10 protein-coding genes are annotated in these 16904 nt (G+C 68.7%); 8 read left to right on the forward strand and 2 right to left on the reverse strand.

Features of this window, described 5'->3' with window-relative positions; genetic code table 11:
* Positions 1 to 106: 106 nt before the first annotated feature.
* Complete coding sequence (gene hrpA, locus ACQ859_RS23585; protein ID WP_431263024.1) at positions 107 to 3925, reverse strand: ATP-dependent RNA helicase HrpA; 3819 nt, start codon at positions 3923 to 3925, stop codon at positions 107 to 109.
* A gap of 237 nt (positions 3926 to 4162) precedes the next feature.
* A complete protein-coding gene (locus tag ACQ859_RS23590; RefSeq protein ID WP_431263025.1) occupies positions 4163 to 4576 on the reverse strand; it encodes a VOC family protein in 414 nt (137 codons plus the stop codon).
* A 109-nt stretch (positions 4577 to 4685) separates the two neighbouring features.
* On the opposite strand from ACQ859_RS23590, the gene argA reads away from it, so the two are divergent.
* The 8 genes from argA to hemH all read left to right on the forward strand — a co-directional run bounded on the left by argA (position 4686) and on the right by hemH (position 16884).
* Positions 4686 to 6026, forward strand: a complete 1341-nt coding sequence (gene argA / locus ACQ859_RS23595; protein ID WP_431266638.1) for an amino-acid N-acetyltransferase — start codon at positions 4686 to 4688, stop codon at positions 6024 to 6026.
* A gap of 102 nt (positions 6027 to 6128) precedes the next feature.
* Entirely contained in the window at positions 6129 to 6401 is a 273-nt protein-coding gene (locus tag ACQ859_RS23600; protein ID WP_088403658.1) for an oxidative damage protection protein, read from the forward strand.
* Positions 6402 to 6610: 209 nt separating this feature from the next.
* Positions 6611 to 6913: an H-NS family nucleoid-associated regulatory protein gene (locus tag ACQ859_RS23605; RefSeq protein ID WP_067275254.1), complete on the forward strand. Its 303-nt coding sequence runs from the start codon at positions 6611 to 6613 to the stop codon at positions 6911 to 6913.
* A gap of 325 nt (positions 6914 to 7238) precedes the next feature.
* The gene (locus tag ACQ859_RS23610) at positions 7239 to 9812 is read left to right on the forward strand and encodes a putative bifunctional diguanylate cyclase/phosphodiesterase (RefSeq protein ID WP_431263026.1); all 2574 of its coding nucleotides are present in this window, start codon (positions 7239 to 7241) and stop codon (positions 9810 to 9812) included.
* Positions 9813 to 9821: 9 nt separating this feature from the next.
* The gene (gene dnaG, locus ACQ859_RS23615; RefSeq protein WP_431263027.1) at positions 9822 to 11891 is read left to right on the forward strand and encodes a DNA primase; all 2070 of its coding nucleotides are present in this window, start codon (positions 9822 to 9824) and stop codon (positions 11889 to 11891) included.
* A 388-nt stretch (positions 11892 to 12279) separates the two neighbouring features.
* A complete protein-coding gene (gene rpoD, locus ACQ859_RS23620) occupies positions 12280 to 14520 on the forward strand; it encodes an RNA polymerase sigma factor RpoD (RefSeq protein ID WP_431263028.1) in 2241 nt (746 codons plus the stop codon).
* 265 nt (positions 14521 to 14785) lie between these two features.
* On the forward strand, positions 14786 to 15724 hold the full coding sequence (locus ACQ859_RS23625) for an adenylate/guanylate cyclase domain-containing protein (protein ID WP_431256212.1): 939 nt from the start codon (positions 14786 to 14788) through the stop codon (positions 15722 to 15724).
* Positions 15725 to 15783: 59 nt separating this feature from the next.
* Entirely contained in the window at positions 15784 to 16884 is a 1101-nt protein-coding gene (gene hemH / locus ACQ859_RS23630) for a ferrochelatase (RefSeq protein WP_431263029.1), read from the forward strand.
* Positions 16885 to 16904 lie beyond the last annotated feature (20 nt).

Consider the following 16904-nt stretch of genomic DNA (forward strand, 5'->3'; position numbering starts at 1 on the left):
CGAGCGATGTGCGGCACCCGACGGTGCAGGGCCACGGACCTTTTGTAGCTTGGATTGGACCGAAAACCCGGAGTCCTCGCCTGAAGAACTGAGGGGGATTCTCCGCTCAGTTCTGTAACTGCGCCCACACCTTTTCCAGGCGCTTGACGCTGACCGGCTGCGGTGTCCTCAGTTCCTGTGCGAAAAGGCTCACCCGCAATTCCTCCAGCTGCCAGCGGAAATCCTCCACCCGCGCATCGGTCGTGCCCTTGAGGTCGGCCACCCGGCGCGACCAGCGCTGCTCCAGCGGACGCAGCTCCGACAGCAGCTTGGCATCGCGCGCCGCGTCGGCGCGCAGCTTGTCCAGGCGCAGCGTGATCGCCTTGAGGTAGCGCGGGTAGTGCTGCAGCTGGCTCCATGGCGTCTGCAACACGAAGCGCTTGGGCATCAGCCGCTGCAGCTGCGCCTGCAGGTCCTCGACCACCTCCTTGGGCGCCGTGCGGGCGTCCTTGAGCTTGCGCAGCGCGCCCTGGTATTCGATCAGCACGTTGAACGCGAGGCGGGCCACCTCCTGCGCGATCAGGTTGAGCCGCGCGCGGCCCTCCTCGAGGCGGGCCTTGAAGCTGAACTCGTCCACCGGCAGCGGATCGGCCAGGAAGGCGCGCTCCAGCGCGACGGCGATGATCTGGTCGCGCAGTTCCTCGGCCGTGCCCAGGCTCATGTAGGACACCGACATCTGCGTCAGGTCGGGGATGTTCTTCTCGAGGTACTTCAGCGGCTCCTTCAGCTGCAGCGCGATGAGGCGGCGCAGCCCGGCACGGTGCTTCGCGGCGGCGAGCTCGGGCTCGTCGAAGACCTCGATCTCGACGTGCTGGCCCTTGTCGATGAGCGCGGGGAAACCGATCAGGGTCTGCGGGCCGCGCTTGATCTCCATGAGCTCGGGGAGCTCGCCGAAGGTCCAGGCGGTGTAGGTCTTCGTGGCTTCGACCGCGGGCTTCGGCGGCGGCACGATCGTCGCCTTGATGCCGCGTGAGGGATTGCTGTCGGTTGACGTCGGCCGTCCTTCAGCGACCGCAGCCCTCACCCCTGCCCTCTCCCGCGAGCGGGAGAGGGAGTCGGCCGAGTCCTGCCCTGCGAGAGAGTCGCCCGCGCCTTGCAGCTTCAAGGTCGCCAATGCCTGGAACGCGGAACGCGCTTGCGTACCGAGTTCCGCTTTCAGCGTTGCCAGGTTGCGCCCCTGGCCCAGTTGGCGGCCATGCTCGTCGACGACGCGGATGTTCATGAACAGGTGCGCGGGCAACTGCTCCAGCTTGAAGTCGTTGCGCTGCACCGCGACCTGCGAGCGCTCCTTCACCGCCTTGAGCAGCACGTCGACCAGGCCGCCCTGCGCGAACGGGTTCAGCTCGACGAACTCGGCGACGAACTCGGGCAGCGGCGTCAGCCGGTTGCGCGGCTTCTGGTGCAGGCTCTTGAGCAGCGCCGTCACCTTGGCCTCGAGCATCCCCGGCACGAGCCAGTCGACGCGCTCGTCGTTGACCTGGTTGAGCGCGTAGATCGGCACCGTCACCGTGACGCCGTCGCGCGCGTCGCCGGGCTGGTGCAGGTAGGTCGCCGTGCAATCGACGCCGCCCAGGCGGATCGTCTTCGGGAACGCGTTGCTCGTGACGCCGGCGGCCTCGTGGCGCATCAGCTCGTCACGGCTGAGCTGCAGCAGCTTGGGGTTGGCCTTGCTCGCCTCGCGGAACCACTTCTCCAGCGTCGCGCCCGAGTACACGTCCGCCGGCAGCTGCTGGTCGTAGAAGGCGTAGATCAGCTCGTCGTCGACCAGCACGTCCTGCCGGCGCGACTTGTGTTCGAGCTCCTCGACCTTGGCGATCTGCTTCTGGTTGTGCGCCAGGAACGGCAGCCGCGTCTCCCAGTCGCCGTTGACCAGCGCCTCGCGGATGAAGATCTCGCGCGCGGCGACGGCATCGACGCGGCCGAAGTTCACCCGCTTGTTGTTGTAGAGCACGATGCCGTAGAGCGTCGCGCGCTCCAGCGCGACGACCTCGGCGGCCTTCTTCTCCCAGTGCGGCTCCAGCAGCTGGGTCTTGATCAGGTGGCCTGCGATGCCCGGCAGCCATTGCGGCTCGATCGCCGCGATGCCGCGGCCGAACAGCCGCGTGGTGTCGACCAGCTCCGCCGCGACGATCCAGCGGCCCGGCTTCTTGCTCAGGTGCGCGCCCGGATGACGCCAGAACTTGATGCCGCGCGCGCCCAGGTACCAGTCGTCGTCGTCGGCCTTCACGCCGATGTTGCCCAGCAGGCCGGCCAGCATCGACAGGTGGACCTGCTCGTAGGTGGCGGGCGCGCCGTTCAGGCGCCAGCCGTGCTCGGCGATCACCGTGTGCAGCTGCGAGTAGATGTCGCGCCACTCTCGCACGCGGCGCGGGTTGACGAAGTTGTCGCGCAGCAGCTGTTCCTGCTTGCGGTTGGAGAGCTTGTGTTCGCCCTCCCCGCCGCGGGACTCGCCGAGCCACTTCCACAGCTTCAGGTAGCCCATGAACTCCGACTTCTCGTCGTCGAACTTCTTGTGCTTCTCATCGGCCTGCTGTTGCTGCTCCATCGGGCGGTCGCGCACGTCCTGGCCGGACAGCGCGCTGGCGATGATCAACACCTCGCTCAGCGCGTCGCGCTGGCGCGCCTCCAGGATCATCCGGCCGACGCGCGGGTCCAATGGCAGCTTGGACAGCTCGTGGCCCATCGGCGTGAGCTCGTTGCGTTCGTCGACGGCGCCCAGTTCGTTGAGCAGCTGGTAGCCGTCGGCCACCGCCTTGCGCGGCGGCGGTTCGATGAACGGGAACTCTTCCACCTGGCCCAGGTGCAGCGACTTCATCCGCAGGATCACGCCCGCGAGCGAGCTGCGCAGGATCTCGGGATCGGTGAAGCGCGGCCGCGAGAGGTAGTCCTTCTCGTCGTAGAGCCGGATGCAGGTGCCGTTGCTGACGCGGCCGCAGCGGCCCGCGCGCTGGTTGGCCGCGGCCTGGCTGATGTTCTCGATCTGCAGCTGCTCGACCTTGTTGCGGTAGCTGTAGCGCTTGACGCGCGCCAGGCCGGGGTCGATCACGTAGCGGATGCCGGGCACCGTCAGCGAGGTCTCGGCGACGTTGGTCGCCAGCACGATGCGCGGCTGGCCGTGCGGCTGGAAGACGCGGTTCTGCTCCTGCTCGGACAGCCGCGCGAACAGCGGCAGCACCTCGACGCCGGGCGGATGGTGCTTGCGCAGCGCCTCGGCGGCCTCGCGGATCTCGCGTTCGCCGGGAAGGAAGACCAGCACGTCGCCGCGGCCCTGGCGCCAGAGTTCGTCGACGGCGTCGCAGATCGCGTCGTTGACGTCGTACTCGCGCGATTCCTCGAAGGGTCGGTAGAGCTGTTCGACGGGGAACAGGCGGCCAGACACCATCAGCACCGGGGCCGGCCCCTTCGCCGACGCGAAGTGCTGCGCGAAGCGATCGGCATCGATCGTCGCCGAGGTCACCACGACCTTCAGGTCCGGGCGGCGCGGCAGGATCTCGCGCAGGTAGCCGAGCAGGAAATCGATGTTGAGGCTGCGCTCGTGCGCCTCGTCGATGATCAGCGTGTCGTAGGCGCTGAGCAGCGGATCGGTCTGGGTCTCGGCCAGCAGGATGCCGTCCGTCATCAGCTTGACCGAAGCGCCCGGCTGCAGCCGGTCCTGGAAGCGGACCTTGTAGCCGACGACGTCGCCCAGGGGCGACTTGAGCTCCTCGGCGATGCGCTTGGCGACGCTGGACGCCGCGATCCGGCGCGGCTGCGTGTGGCCGATCAGGCCGCCGCCGTTGCCGCGGCCCCGGCCCATGGCCAGCGCGATCTTGGGCAGCTGCGTCGTCTTGCCGGAACCGGTCTCGCCGCAGACGATCACCACCTGGTGCTCGGCCATCGCCCGCATGATCTCCTCGCGCCGGCCGGAGACCGGCAGCGACTCGGGGAACTCGATCGGCGGGATGGGGGTCGCGGGCGCGGGGGACGGCGAGGCCCGGCCTGACGCGGGGGACGCGGCGGGCGGGGAGGACCGGAAGGGCGCGGCGGCGGCGCGGCGGGGGCGTTGGTGTCTTGACTCACGGGGCGCGGATTATCTCGCGCCCCGCGATGAGGGGCCGGACGTCAGGTCGATGTCACCCGCCGGTCACTGCTTCTCGTCCGGCATCTCGGCGTAGGTGATGACGTTGATCACCGCCCCCTGGGGGTCCTGCAGCGTCGCCATCCGCCCGACGGTGGGCACTTCCATGATCTCCATCAGGACCTTGCCGCCCATCGCCTTGGCCTGGGCCACCGTCTCGTCGACGTTGTCCACCGTGACGTAGATCCCCCAGGCGGGCGGCATCCCCTGCTGGGGGCAGGCCATCAGGCCGCCGATGGCGTCGTCCGCGCCGCGGGCCTTGATCAGGTGGTACGGCGGCGCGTCCGGCGGACCGCCCGGCATCGGCATCACCTCGATCTTCCAGCCGAACAGCTTGCCGTAGAACTCGGTGGCCTTCTTCGGGTCGGTCGTCATCAATTCCGACCAGCTGAAGGCCCCATGCGTCTTGAAGACTTCCATGTCTCGCTCCGGGGGTGTTGCGGAGGCGCCATGCTCCGCTGCCGCACAGCGTCCCGCAAGTGACCTTGCCGCCGCGTTGCGGGGACAGGCTGTTGCACAATCCGCGCCCATGAGCCTGGTCTTCCCCCATACCTTCGTGCCGTGGTTTCGCGCGGTGGCCCCTTATATCCACGCGTACCGCGGAGAAACCTTCGTCGTCGGCATGACCGGGGAAATGATCGCCGCCGGCAAGCTCAACGGCTTCGTCCAGGATCTGGCCATCATGCAGGCCATGGGCATCAAGATCGTGCTGGTCCACGGTTTCCGCCCGCAGGTCAACGAGCAGCTCGCGCTCAAGGGCCACCAGCCGCAATACAGCCACGGCATGCGCATCACCGACGGCATCGCGCTGGACAGCGCCCAGGAAGCCGCCGGCCAATTGCGCTTCGAAATCGAGGCGGCGTTTTCCCAAGGCCTGCCGAACACGCCGATGGCCAATTCCACGGTGCGCGTCGTGTCGGGGAATTTCCTGACCGCGCGGCCGGTCGGCATCGTCGACGGCGTCGATTTCAAGCATTCCGGCATCGTGCGCCGCGTCGACGCCGCCGCGATCCAGCGCGCCATCGATATCGGCGCGATCGTGCTGATGTCGCCGTTCGGTTTCTCGCCCACCGGCGACGCCTTCAATCTGATGATGGAAGACGTCGCGACGGAAACCGCGATCGCGCTGCAGGCCGACAAGCTGCTGTTCATGACCGAGGTCGAGGGCGTGCGCGAAAACCCCGAAGATCCGGAAAGCGCGATCGACACGGAACTGGCGCTGGCGGATGCGAAACGGCTGATCGCCAAACTCCCGCCGCCGACGCAGCCGACCGACGTCGGTTTTTATCTGAAGTACTGCGTGAAGGCCTGCGAATCGGGGGTCGAACGCTCGCACATCCTGCCTTTCGTCGTCGACGGCGCGATCCTGCAGGAGGTCTATACCCACGACGGCATCGGCACGATGGTGGTCGATGAAAAACTGGAAAGCCTGCGCGAGGCGACCCACGACGATATCGGCAGCCTGATCGCGCTGATCGAACCGTTCGAGCGCGACGGCACGCTGGTCAAACGCGAACGCAGCGAAATCGAACGCGACATCGAGACCTATACCGTCATCGAGCACGACGGCGTGATATTCGGCTGCGCCGCGCTGCACCCCTACCAGGAAGCGCGCACCGCCGAGATGGCGGCCCTCACCGTGTCCAGCGCCGTGCAGGGCCAGGGCGACGGCGAGCGCATCCTCAAGCGCATCGAGCAGCGCGCCAAGGCCATGGGCCTGACCAGCGTCTTCGTGCTGACCACGCGCACCATGCACTGGTTCATCAAGCGCGGCTTCCAGCCGGTCGATCCGACCTGGCTGCCCGAGGAACGCAAGCGCAAATACAACTGGGACCGGCGCTCGCAGGTCCTCGTCAAGAAACTCGCCTGATCCCCGTCGGGATCGATCCCATGGCGGCCGCCAGCGTTGGCCGGCCGCTGCACTCCCCACGCCGGACTAGCGTCCGTCTCTTTCTGAACATCGAGGTTTGTTATGGCCCGCACCGTCCAATGCGTTTATCTGAAAAAGGAAGCCGAGGGGATGGACTTTCCCATCTATCCCGGGGAACTCGGCAAGCGCATCTATGAGAACGTGTCCAAGGAAGCCTGGGCCGCGTGGATGAAGCACCAGACCATGCTGGTCAACGAAAACCGCCTGAATCTGGCCGACCAGCGTGCCCGCCAATACCTCGCGCGGCAGATGGAACAGTTCTTCTTCGGCGGCGGCGCGGAACAACCCGCCGGATATGTCCCGCCGACGGAGTGATTTCCCCATCGCGGTGCGCGCGGTGACGGCCCTCGTCAATTCGCGCCGGCGAAGACACGTTTCCTGACAGTTGAACCGGTAAAACCGCGAGGAAATGCGGTTTCGGCGCCGGTCCGGGGATTTACCCCTTGCGGTGATACTCGATTCCCTGCCTATAATGCGGCATTCCCTTTCGAGGGAGCCGTTGAACTACGCGAGGAATTGCATAAATGGCATCGCTCAAAGACCTCCTGGCCCAGCGGGCCGCCCTCGAAGCGCAAATCGCCGAAACCCAGGACCGTGAACGGTCCGACGCGATCGGCAAAGTGAAGTCGCTGATGCAGGAATACGGCCTGACGGTCGCCGACCTGACCGCCCGCGCCGCCAAGACCGGCACGCCGAAGTCCTCCAAGGTGGCCGCGAAGTATCGCAACCAGGCCACCGGTGAAACCTGGAGCGGCCGCGGCCTGCAACCGAAATGGCTGAAGGCCGCCATTTCCGGCGGCGCCAAGCTGGAAGATTTCGTCATCTGACGCCAGCGGCCGGAAGGCCCGGCGCCTGCCACGCCTCCTGGCACCGTGAAAGCCACCTTCGGGTGGCTTTCTGCTTTTTCGGCACCGCCCTTTCTTTTCCGCCACCTTTCTCGCCACCTTCTCGCCGCCGCCCTCCCGCCGCGTTCCGCCGCCCTCTTTCGGTGCCACCTGCGGCACTACCTCCTGCGGGTACCCTCATTCCGGGGGAGCGCCGCCTCCGGCAGGGATAGCGCTGACCGGGCGCTTCCGGCGCACGGCTAGCATGCCGCCCGGTCCCCTCCGCGCCGCGCGCGGATCCGCTCTTTTCCTTCTACGCCGCCCCATCTTGAAGTCCGAGTTGTCCGCTCCTGCCGGTTGGGCTCCGCCCGCTGCGTCGCGCCGCCTGCCAGCGGCCGCGCCGGCCGCATTGCTGGTCGGCGCCACCGCCTTGCTGCTGGTCGCCGGCGCGCTGTGGCCAACCTGGCGCACGGTGGCCTGGTGGCTGCTCCCGCTGCTCGGACTGGGCGCGGTCCTGCACGCCCGCACGCTGCGGCAACGCGCGCTCGACGAGCGCCGCGAGTGGCGCACCAAGATCGACGACACCGGCCTGTCCCTGGCGCAGTGGATCCCCGGCGAGTCGGTCGCGATGTCGCCCGGCTGGCAATCGCGGCTGGGGCCGCTCGACCCCGCCGATCCGCTCGCCTGGCTGGCCCAGGTGCACGCCGTCGACCGGATGAAGCTCGAGGAGCGCCTGCCCGCGTTGCTGGGCGCCACGACGGCGGCGCGTGATGCGAACGGGATCGAGGGAGAGGACGGCCAGCAGGCACCGGAGCCCGACACGCTGCATCACGCACTGCGCCTGCCCGACGACGACGGCGGCTGGGTGTGGCACGAGTTGCGTCTGCGCGTGGCGCGCCGCGATCCGCGCGGCCGCGCGCGCCAGGTGCTGGCGAGCCTGCAGGACATCCAGTGGCGCCGCACCGCCGAGGAACGCCAGCGCATGAGCAGCGGGCTGTTCCAGCACCTGCACGAAGGCCTGGCGATCACCGACCTCGACCACCGCCTGCTCGACGCCAACCCCGCCTACTGGACGCTGATGGCGACGCTGCTGGAGCCGCCTGCGGGCCTGGTGATCGAGAACGACGCCCCGCCGACGGACACCGCCGAGGCGCTGCGCCACCGGATGCTCGGCCACCCCGCGCTGCCGATGGAGGACGCGCAACTGCGTCGCGCCGGCCACGATCCGGAGGCGATCGCCGAAGCACTGGCCGATCCGGCCGGCCACTGGCAGGGCCTGGTCAAGGTCCGCGCCGCCGGCGGCCAGGCGCGCACGCTGCGGCTGACCGTGTCCTCGATCCCCGAGCCCGAGGGCCCGCCGCGCTACCGCGTGCTGGCGCTCAGCGACCTGACCCAGGAACTGCAGCGGCAGCAGGCGCTGGAGCGGCTCGGCCGCTTCGACCTGCTCACCGGACTGCCCAACGAGCAGGAGTTCCTGCGTCGGCTGCAGGGGGCGCTGCAGACCAGCCGCCAGGTCGGGCCAGGATTCATGCTGTGCGTCGCGCGCGTGGACCTGGATGGGTTCGCCGCGTTCAACCGGCGCCATGGCGTCGCCCGCGCGGACCAGGCCATGACGGAGCTCGCCAGGCGCCTGACGCAGGCGCTGCGGCAGGCGCCGCAGTGGTCGGATGAGGTCGCCCGCCTCGGCGGCGACGAGTTCGGGCTGCTGCTCCGGGTGCAGAGCGCCGAAGAGGCCCAGCAGGCGCTCGACCGGCTCGTGCAGGTGCTGCGCCGGCCCATCGATCCGGAAGACGGTCAAGGCGGCGGCGGCGGCCGCGGGACCGGCCTCGACGGCGTGGCAGGCAGCGTGGGCACCGCGGGCGGCGCCGGCCCCGACGACCACGAGGCGCAAGAGCCCGTCGGTGGCGCGCTGCGCCTGAGCGCCAGCGTCGGCGCGACGCTCTATCCGCAGGACGGCGGCGAGGCCGAGACGCTGATGCGCCACGCCGCGCACGCGCTGTACCGCGTCAAGCGCAGCGGCCGCGACGGCGTCCAGTTCTTCGACGTCGAGAAGCGCCGCAGCCGCGAGGCCCAGGCCCAGGCCGCGCTGCGCGTGCAGCAGGCGCTGGAAGCCGGCGAACTCTGCCTCTACTACCAGCCGAAGCTGGACCTCGTCAGCGGCGCCCTGCTGGGTGCCGAGGCGCTGCTGCGCTGGCGCCATCCGCAGCGCGGGCTGCTCGCGCCCGCGACCTTCCTCCCCACCGTCGAGCACAGCGGCATGGCCGCGCAGCTCGGCCACTGGGTGCTGGAACAGGCGCTGGAGCAGGCCCGCCTCTGGCGCGCCCAAGGACTGGACCTCGAGCTCAGTGTCAACATCAGCCCGCGCCACCTGGCGGCGCCGGCCTTCGTGCCGCGGCTCGAGGCGCTGCTGGCGCGTCATCCCGACGTGCCGCGGGATCGGCTCGTGCTGGAACTGCTGGAGTCCAGCGCGCTCGACGACGTCGCGCTCGCGCGCCGCCTGCTGACCGATTGCAAGCGGCTCGGCCTGCGCCTGGCGATGGACGACTTCGGCACCGGCTACGCGACGCTGTCGGTGCTCAAGCAGCTGCCGCTGGACCAGCTCAAGATCGACCGCTCGTTCGTGCAGACCATGCTCGTCGATCCGCAGGACCATGCGCTGGTGCAGGGCGTGATCGCGCTGGCCGGGCAGTTCGGGTGCGAACTGGTGGCCGAAGGCGTGGAATCCCCGGCGCACGCGCAGGCGCTGATCGCCCTGGGCTGCCACGTCGGCCAGGGCAGCGGGCTGTGCGAGCCGCTGCCGCCGCAGGTGATGCTCGACTGGGCGCTGCGGCGCTCGCCGCCGCCCTCGCCGTCCCGGACGCTCGCGCCGGCCCAGGACGCGTCCGCGCAGGCCATCACTTAAAATCCCGGGGTGATCCCACCCGGCTTTATTCAGGACCTCCTGGCCCGCGTCGACATCGTCGACATCGTGGGCCGCCATGTCGACCTCAAGAAGGCCGGCATCAACCACAAGGGGCTGTGTCCGTTCCACGGCGAGAAGTCGCCGAGCTTCACGGTCAGCCCCTCGCGCCAGACTTACCACTGCTTCGGCTGCGGCCAGCACGGCAACGCCGTCGGCTTCCTGATGGAACACCTGGGCATCGGTTTCATCGACGCCGTCAAGGACCTCGCCCAGCAGGCCGGCATGCAGGTGCCCGAGGACGACCGCAGCCCGCAGGACCGCGAGCGCGAGAAGGCCCAGAAGCAGCGCCAGGCCACCTTGACCGAGGTCCTCGCCAAGGCCGGCCAGCACTACCGCCAGCAGCTCAAGGGCCACCCGCGCGCGATCGAGTACCTCAAGGGCCGCGGCCTGACCGGCCAGATTGCGCTGCAGTTCGGACTGGGCTACGCGCCGGACGGCTGGCGCTCGCTGGCCAACGCCTTCCCGTCCTACGACGATCCGCTGCTGGTCGAGACCGGCATGGTCATCCTGCAGGACGACCCCGGCAAGAGCGAGGCCGAACAGCGCCGCTACGACCGCTTCCGCGACCGCGTGATGTTCCCCATCCGCAATGTGCTGGGCGAGGTCATCGGCTTCGGCGGCCGCGTGCTGGACAAGGGCGAGCCGAAGTACCTGAACTCGCCGGAGACGCCGGTCTTCCACAAGGGCCGCGAGCTCTACGGCCTGTACGAGGCCCGCCCCCAGATGCGCCGCCGCGGCTATGCCCTGGTCGTCGAGGGCTACATGGACGTGGTCGCGCTGGCGCAGCACGGCTTCGGCAACGCGGTCGCGACGCTGGGCACCGCCTGCACGGCGGAGCACGTGCAGAAGCTGTTCCGCTTCACCGAATCGGTCGTGTTCAGCTTCGACGGCGACGCCGCCGGACGCCGCGCGGCCGGACGCGCGCTCGAGGCCGCCCTGCCCCACGCCAACGAGACGCGCACGATCAAGTTCCTGTTCCTGCCGACCGAGCACGACCCGGACTCATATGTGCGCGAACTGGGCGCCGAGGCCTTCGAGCGCTGCGTCGAAGGCGCGGTGCCGCTGTCGCGCCAGCTGATGGAAACCGCCGCCGACGGCTGCGACCTCGGCACGCCGGAAGGCCGCGCGAAGATGCTGAGCGTCGCCAAGCCGCTGTGGGCGGCGCTGCCGGACGGGCTGCTGAAGCGGCAACTGCTGGGCGAACTCGCCCGCCGCGCGCAACTGCCGGACGCCGAACTGCAGGGGCTGTGGGCGAACGCGCAACCGCCGGCGGCACCGGGCTCACGTCCGCGCGCGGACCGGCCCGCCGCCCCGCCCAAGGCGGCGCCAAGACCGGTCTCCCCGTCTTCCGACGGCCCGCACGACGAGCCGTACTTCGACATCCCTGCCTCGGCCTATGGCGACGAGGCCCATGCCGGCGCGGACGACCTCCACCTTCCCCCGGACGCCTACGCTGCCGCTCCCGCCCCGCAGACCCAGGGTCAGGCGGAACGCAAGTGGGTGCCCAAGGGCGAGTTCAAAGGCAAGGGGGGCAAAGGCAGCTGGAGCGGCAAGGGCGACTGGCGCAAGCGCGACCAGGATCCGACCATCGGCATGCCGCTGGAGCTGCCGCCGGCGCCGATGAACCTGGCGGTCCGGATGCTGGTGCTGCACAGCGAGCTCTGGCAGCAGATCGGCGAACAGGACCTGCAGCTGCTCCACGAACTTCCCGGCGAACACGGCCAGCTGATCGCGTGGCTGGAGCGCTCGCTGGTCGACAACGGCCCCGCGCCCTGGGCGGTGCTCCAGGTCGCCTTGCAGGAGGCCGACCTCATGGACCTCGCCCAGCGCGTCAGCGGCGGTCCGCTGACCGCACCGCCGTCCGACGACCACGTCGAGGCCGAGTTCCGCGAGGTGATGCGCAAGCTGTGGGTCGGCAAGCTGCGCGCGGAGGCCGATGTCATCGCGCGCAGCCCGCAACCGGACATGACCCGCTTCCAGGCGTTGCTGCGGCAGATCCGCGACCTGGAAGCCGCCTGAACGGACCGTCGGGCTGCGCTTTTTGACCGGACGGGAAAATTCGCAGATAATCTATGGTTTTCGCGCGTCAAGAGTGACCGCAGCGCCAACCGGTCCCCGGCCCCCCACTGACCCTGGGTTCATACACAAAGTGGCCAACTGACACCGCCTGGGCTGCAACAACAAAGGTTCACGCTAACCTTCACGCGCAAAGCCTTGAATGGTGGACGGCTCACCCCGATCTGCCATCCAGGGCCTGAGTTCGAGCCGCCTGGCTCGCTCGCGCCGCATAGCCCGCAAGTGTCGGGAGTTTGCGGGCGCCGGCGGGACAGGTGGCTGTTTGCATTGCCTGCACCCACTGCGATTTCCCCGCATTCACCTACTGGCCCCCGAGCCACCGAGGAACTGCATGACCGCCAAAAAGACCGCGTCCAAGGCCGCCGCCGCAGAAACCGAAGAAGTCAAGAAGCCGGCCGCCAAGGCCGCCGCGAAGACCGCCAAAGCCGCCACCGCTGCCGCGTCCGCTGACGACGCGAAGCCCAAGCGCGGCCGCAAGCCCAAGGCCGAGACCGAGTCGAAGAAGCCGGCCGCCAAGGCCAAGGTGGAAGAGGAAGAAGAGGACTTCACCGACGTCGACGCCGATGGCGAGGGCGACGGCGAGGCCGATGCGGAGGTCGAGACCGCCGAGGTGGCCGAAGTCGAGGAAGTCGGCGAGGACAAGCCCAAGGCCAAGCCGCTGCGCATGAAGGTCAGCCGCGCCAAGGAGCGCGCGCTGATGCGCGAGTTCGGCCTGGACGAGACGGCGCTGACCGAAGAGGAAGTCGCCAAGCGTCGCCACGAGCTGAAGACCCTCATCAAGATGGGCAAGACGCGCGGTTTCCTGACGCATCAGGAAATCAACGACCACTTGCCCGAGAAGCTGATCAACGAGGAAATCCTCGAGGCGATCGTGTCGATGCTCAACGACATGGGCATCGCCGTGTACGAGCAGGCGCCCGACGCCGCCACGCTGCTGATCCAGGGCTCGACCTCGCCGACCGCCACCGAAGAGGAAGCGGAAGAGGCGGCCGAGGCCGCGCTGTCGACCGTCGATTCCGAGTTCGGCCGCACGACCGACCCGGTGCGCATGTACATGCGCGAGATGGGCACCGTCGAGCTGCTGACCCGCGAGGGCGAGATCGAGATCGCCAAGCGCATCGAAGGCGGCCTGCAGGCCATGATGCTGGCCATCTCGGCCTCCCCGACGACCATCGCCGAGATCCTGGCGATCGCCGCCAAGATCCGCGCCGGCGAGATGCAGATCTCCGAGTCGGTGGACGGCTTCGTCTCCGATGACGAGGCGGACGACTATGTCGCGGAAGAAGACTTCGACGAGTTCGACGAAGAGGACGACGACGACGGCGCCGGCGGCTCCAAGGCGCTGACCAAGAAGCTCGAGGAGCTGAAGAACGCCGCGCTGGTGAAGCTGGACTCGCTCGCGATCAACTTCGACAAGATGCGCAAGGCCTTCGAGAAGGACGGCTACAAGTCGGCCAACTACAACAAGGCCCAGTCCGCGATCAGCCAGGAGCTGATGACGATCCGCTTCACGGTCAAGACGATCGAGAAGCTGTGCGACATCCTGCGCTCGCAGGTGGACGACGTGCGCCGCTTCGAACGCGAGATCCGCAAGATCGTCGTGGACAAGTGCGGCATGCCGCAGGAGCACTTCATCAAGACCTTCCCGCCCAACGTGCTGAACCTGCAGTGGGCGGAGAAGGAAGTGGCCTCGGGCAAGCCGTACGCGAACATCATGTCGCGCAACCTGCCCGCGGTGCAGGAGCTGCAGCAGAAGCTGATCGACATCCAGGGCAAGGCCGTGGTGCCGCTGGACGACCTCAAGGGCATCAACAAGCGGATGAACGAGGGCGAGAAGGCCTCGCGCGACGCGAAGAAGGAAATGATCGAGGCCAACCTGCGCCTGGTCATCTCCATCGCCAAGAAGTACACCAACCGCGGCCTGCAGTTCCTGGACCTGATCCAGGAAGGCAACATCGGCCTGATGAAGGCGGTCGACAAGTTCGAGTACCGCCGCGGCTACAAGTTCTCGACCTACGCGACGTGGTGGATCCGCCAGGCCATCACCCGCTCGATCGCGGACCAGGCCCGCACCATCCGCATCCCGGTTCACATGATCGAGACGATCAACAAGATGAACCGGATCTCGCGTCAGCATCTGCAGGAGTTCGGCTTCGAGCCGGACGCGCCGACGCTGGCCGAGAAGATGGAGATGCCGGAGGACAAGATCCGCAAGATCATGAAGATCGCCAAGGAGCCGATCTCCATGGAAACGCCGATCGGGGACGACGACGACAGCCACCTGGGCGACTTCATCGAGGACACCAACAACACCGCGCCGATCGAGGCCGCGATGCAGGCCGGCCTGCGCGAGGTGGTGAAGGACATCCTGGACAGCCTGACCCCGCGCGAAGCCAAGGTGCTGCGCATGCGCTTCGGCATCGAGATGAGCACGGACCACACGCTGGAGGAAGTCGGCAAGCAGTTCGACGTCACCCGCGAGCGCATCCGCCAGATCGAAGCCAAGGCGATCCGCAAGCTGAAGCATCCGTCGCGCAGCGACAAGCTGCGCACCTACCTGGACAACCTCTGATCCAGCCCGTGACCCGGGGCCCAGCGATGGGCACCGGGTTTGCCGGAAGACCGGCCCCGTCCTCGGACGCGGGCCGGTTTTTCTTGGTGCCGCCGCCTTCGGACCTCGACGCCCGAAAGGCTTGTTACGGCATTCGCCCGCCTGTTGGGGGGAGGTGTCGCACAGGGGCCGACAGGCCCCCAAGGCGAGGGCTTATCTCCACGTGACGCCCGGGGTGCCGCGGCTACACTGAGACTTCCATCACATCTTGTCCCCTGTCAGGCCGATGACCCAGATCCGCGAGCGCACCGTCCTGTTTGCCGACTTGCGCGGCAGCACGGCGCTGTTCGAAACGCTGGGGAACGCGGAAGCCTCGGGGCTGGTGACGCAGACGGTCGCACTGACCGGCCAGGCGGTCGAAGAGAACCGCGGTCACATCATCAAGACGCTGGGCGACGGCCTGATGGCCGCCTTCGACAACCCGCGCGACGGCATCAAGGCCGCGATGCGGATGCAGGAGCTGCTGCTCAAGTCGTCGGCCCGCAGCGAACGGCTGCGCCACACCCACCTGCAGATCGCGCTGGCGCGCGGCGAGGTCGTCGAGATCCACGGCGACTGCTTCGGCGACGCGGTCAACGTCGCGGCCCGGCTGCTCGACCACGCGGGCGACGGCGAGACCGTCGTGACGGCCGAGGTCGTGAACGGCCTGACCGGCGCGCAGAAGGCGCGCTTCCGCAGCCTCGACCACATCAGCGTGCGCGGACGCGCCGAACCGGTCCACATCTACGTGCTGGACCAGGGCACCGGCGATCCGGGCGCCACGCAGTTCGGCGAGATCGTCCGCAGCGCCGGACCGGAAGGCATCCGGCTGGTCTGGCAGGACCTGGACCGCGTCTTCGAGATCGAACAGATGCCCATCGTGCTGGGCCGCAGCACGCAGGCCACCTATTGCATCACCGACGTCCGCGTCAGCCGATCGCACGCGCGCATCGACTGGCAGGGCAGCAGCTTCAGCCTGACCGATCTCAGCTACAACGGCACCTTCGTGCGCTTCGGCGCCGGCGGCCAGACGCTGAGCCTGCGCCGCGGCTCCTGCACGCTGCACGGCGCCGGCGCCATCGGACTGGGCGGCGCGGCATCGGAGTCGCAGGCCCCGACCGTGCGCTTCGAGGTGCTGCACCTGGCCGAAGCCGCCTCGTCGGCCCTGATGCGACGTGGGATCTGAGCCGCCGCATCGCGGCCAGGGCCCCTCCCTCCTTCTTCGCGACTCGTCGCCCCCGCCGGATGAGCTTCCGTCCTGAACCCGATCATGTGCACGGCCGCGCGCCGACCATCGGCGTGCTGCTGGTCAACCTGGGCACGCCCGACGCGCCCACGCCCGAGGCCACGCGCCGCTACCTGGCGCAGTTCCTGTCCGACCCGCGCGTCATCGAGATCCCGAAGGCCGCCTGGTGGCCGATCCTGCACGGCGTGATCCTGCGGACGCGTCCGGCGAAGTCGGCGAAGAAGTACGCCAGCATCTGGATGAAGGACGGCTCGCCGCTGATGGTCTGGACGACGAAGCAGGCCAAGCTGCTGCAGGGCCAGCTCGGCGAACAGGGCCACCGCGTCAAGGTGCTGCACGCGATGCGCTACGGCAACCCGTCGATCGCGTCGCAGCTCGACGCGCTGCGCGCCGAGGGCGCCACCCGCGTGCTGGTGCTGCCGGCCTATCCGCAGTATTCGGGCGCGACGACCGCCAGCGTCGTCGACGACGTGGCGCGCTGGTCGCTGGAACACCGGCATGTGCCGGAGTTCCGCTTCGTCAACCGCTACCACGACGACAAGCGCTACATCGCCGCGCTGGCCGACAGCGTGCGTGCCTACTGGAAGGCCGAAGGCCGCGGCGAGCTGCTGGTGATGAGCTTCCACGGCATGCCCGCGCGCACGCTGGCGCTGGGCGACCCGTACCACTGCGAATGCCTGAAGACCGGCCGGCTGCTGGCCGAGGCGCTGGGGCTCTCCGACGCGCAGTACAAGGTGACCTTCCAGAGCCGCTTCGGCAAGGCGCGCTGGCTGGAGCCCTACACCGAGCCCACGTTGCGCGAGCTCGCCGGACGCGGGCTGAAGTCGGTCGACCTGATCTGCCCGGGCTTCTCGTCGGACTGCATCGAGACGCTGGAAGAGATCGACATGGAAGCGCGCGAGGCCTTCCTGCACAGCGGCGGCCAGCGCTTCAGCTACATCCCCTGCCTCAACGACCGCCCCGCCCACATCCGCGCGCTGGCGGCGATCGCCGAGCAGCACCTGCAGGGCTGGCCCACGACCGCCGTGCCCGACGAGGCGCAGGCCGCGGCCCTCGCCCGTCAGCGCGAAGCGGCATCGATAGCGGGCGCGACACGCTGACGGCCAGCGCAACGCGCTGA

It is taken from the genome of Roseateles chitinivorans, from assembly GCF_050632235.1.
In the GTDB taxonomy this organism is placed as follows: Bacteria; Pseudomonadota; Gammaproteobacteria; order Burkholderiales; family Burkholderiaceae_C; genus Roseateles; species Roseateles chitinivorans_A.

Bases quoted from the DNA above. Each gene is read 5' to 3' on its own strand.
- ACQ859_RS23600 (WP_088403658.1), top strand. From the start codon at position 6,129: ATGGCCCGCACCGTCCAATGCGTTTATCTGAAAAAGGAAGCCGAGGGG.
- ACQ859_RS23590 (WP_431263025.1), bottom strand. From the start codon at position 4,576: ATGGAAGTCTTCAAGACGCATGGGGCCTTCAGCTGGTCGGAATTGATG.
- argA (WP_431266638.1), top strand. From the start codon at position 4,686: ATGAGCCTGGTCTTCCCCCATACCTTCGTGCCGTGGTTTCGCGCGGTG.
- hemH (WP_431263029.1), top strand. From the start codon at position 15,784: ATGAGCTTCCGTCCTGAACCCGATCATGTGCACGGCCGCGCGCCGACC.
- ACQ859_RS23625 (WP_431256212.1), top strand. From the start codon at position 14,786: ATGACCCAGATCCGCGAGCGCACCGTCCTGTTTGCCGACTTGCGCGGC.
- ACQ859_RS23605 (WP_067275254.1), top strand. From the start codon at position 6,611: ATGGCATCGCTCAAAGACCTCCTGGCCCAGCGGGCCGCCCTCGAAGCG.
- rpoD (WP_431263028.1), top strand. From the start codon at position 12,280: ATGACCGCCAAAAAGACCGCGTCCAAGGCCGCCGCCGCAGAAACCGAA.
- hrpA (WP_431263024.1), bottom strand. From the start codon at position 3,925: ATGCGGGCGATGGCCGAGCACCAGGTGGTGATCGTCTGCGGCGAGACC.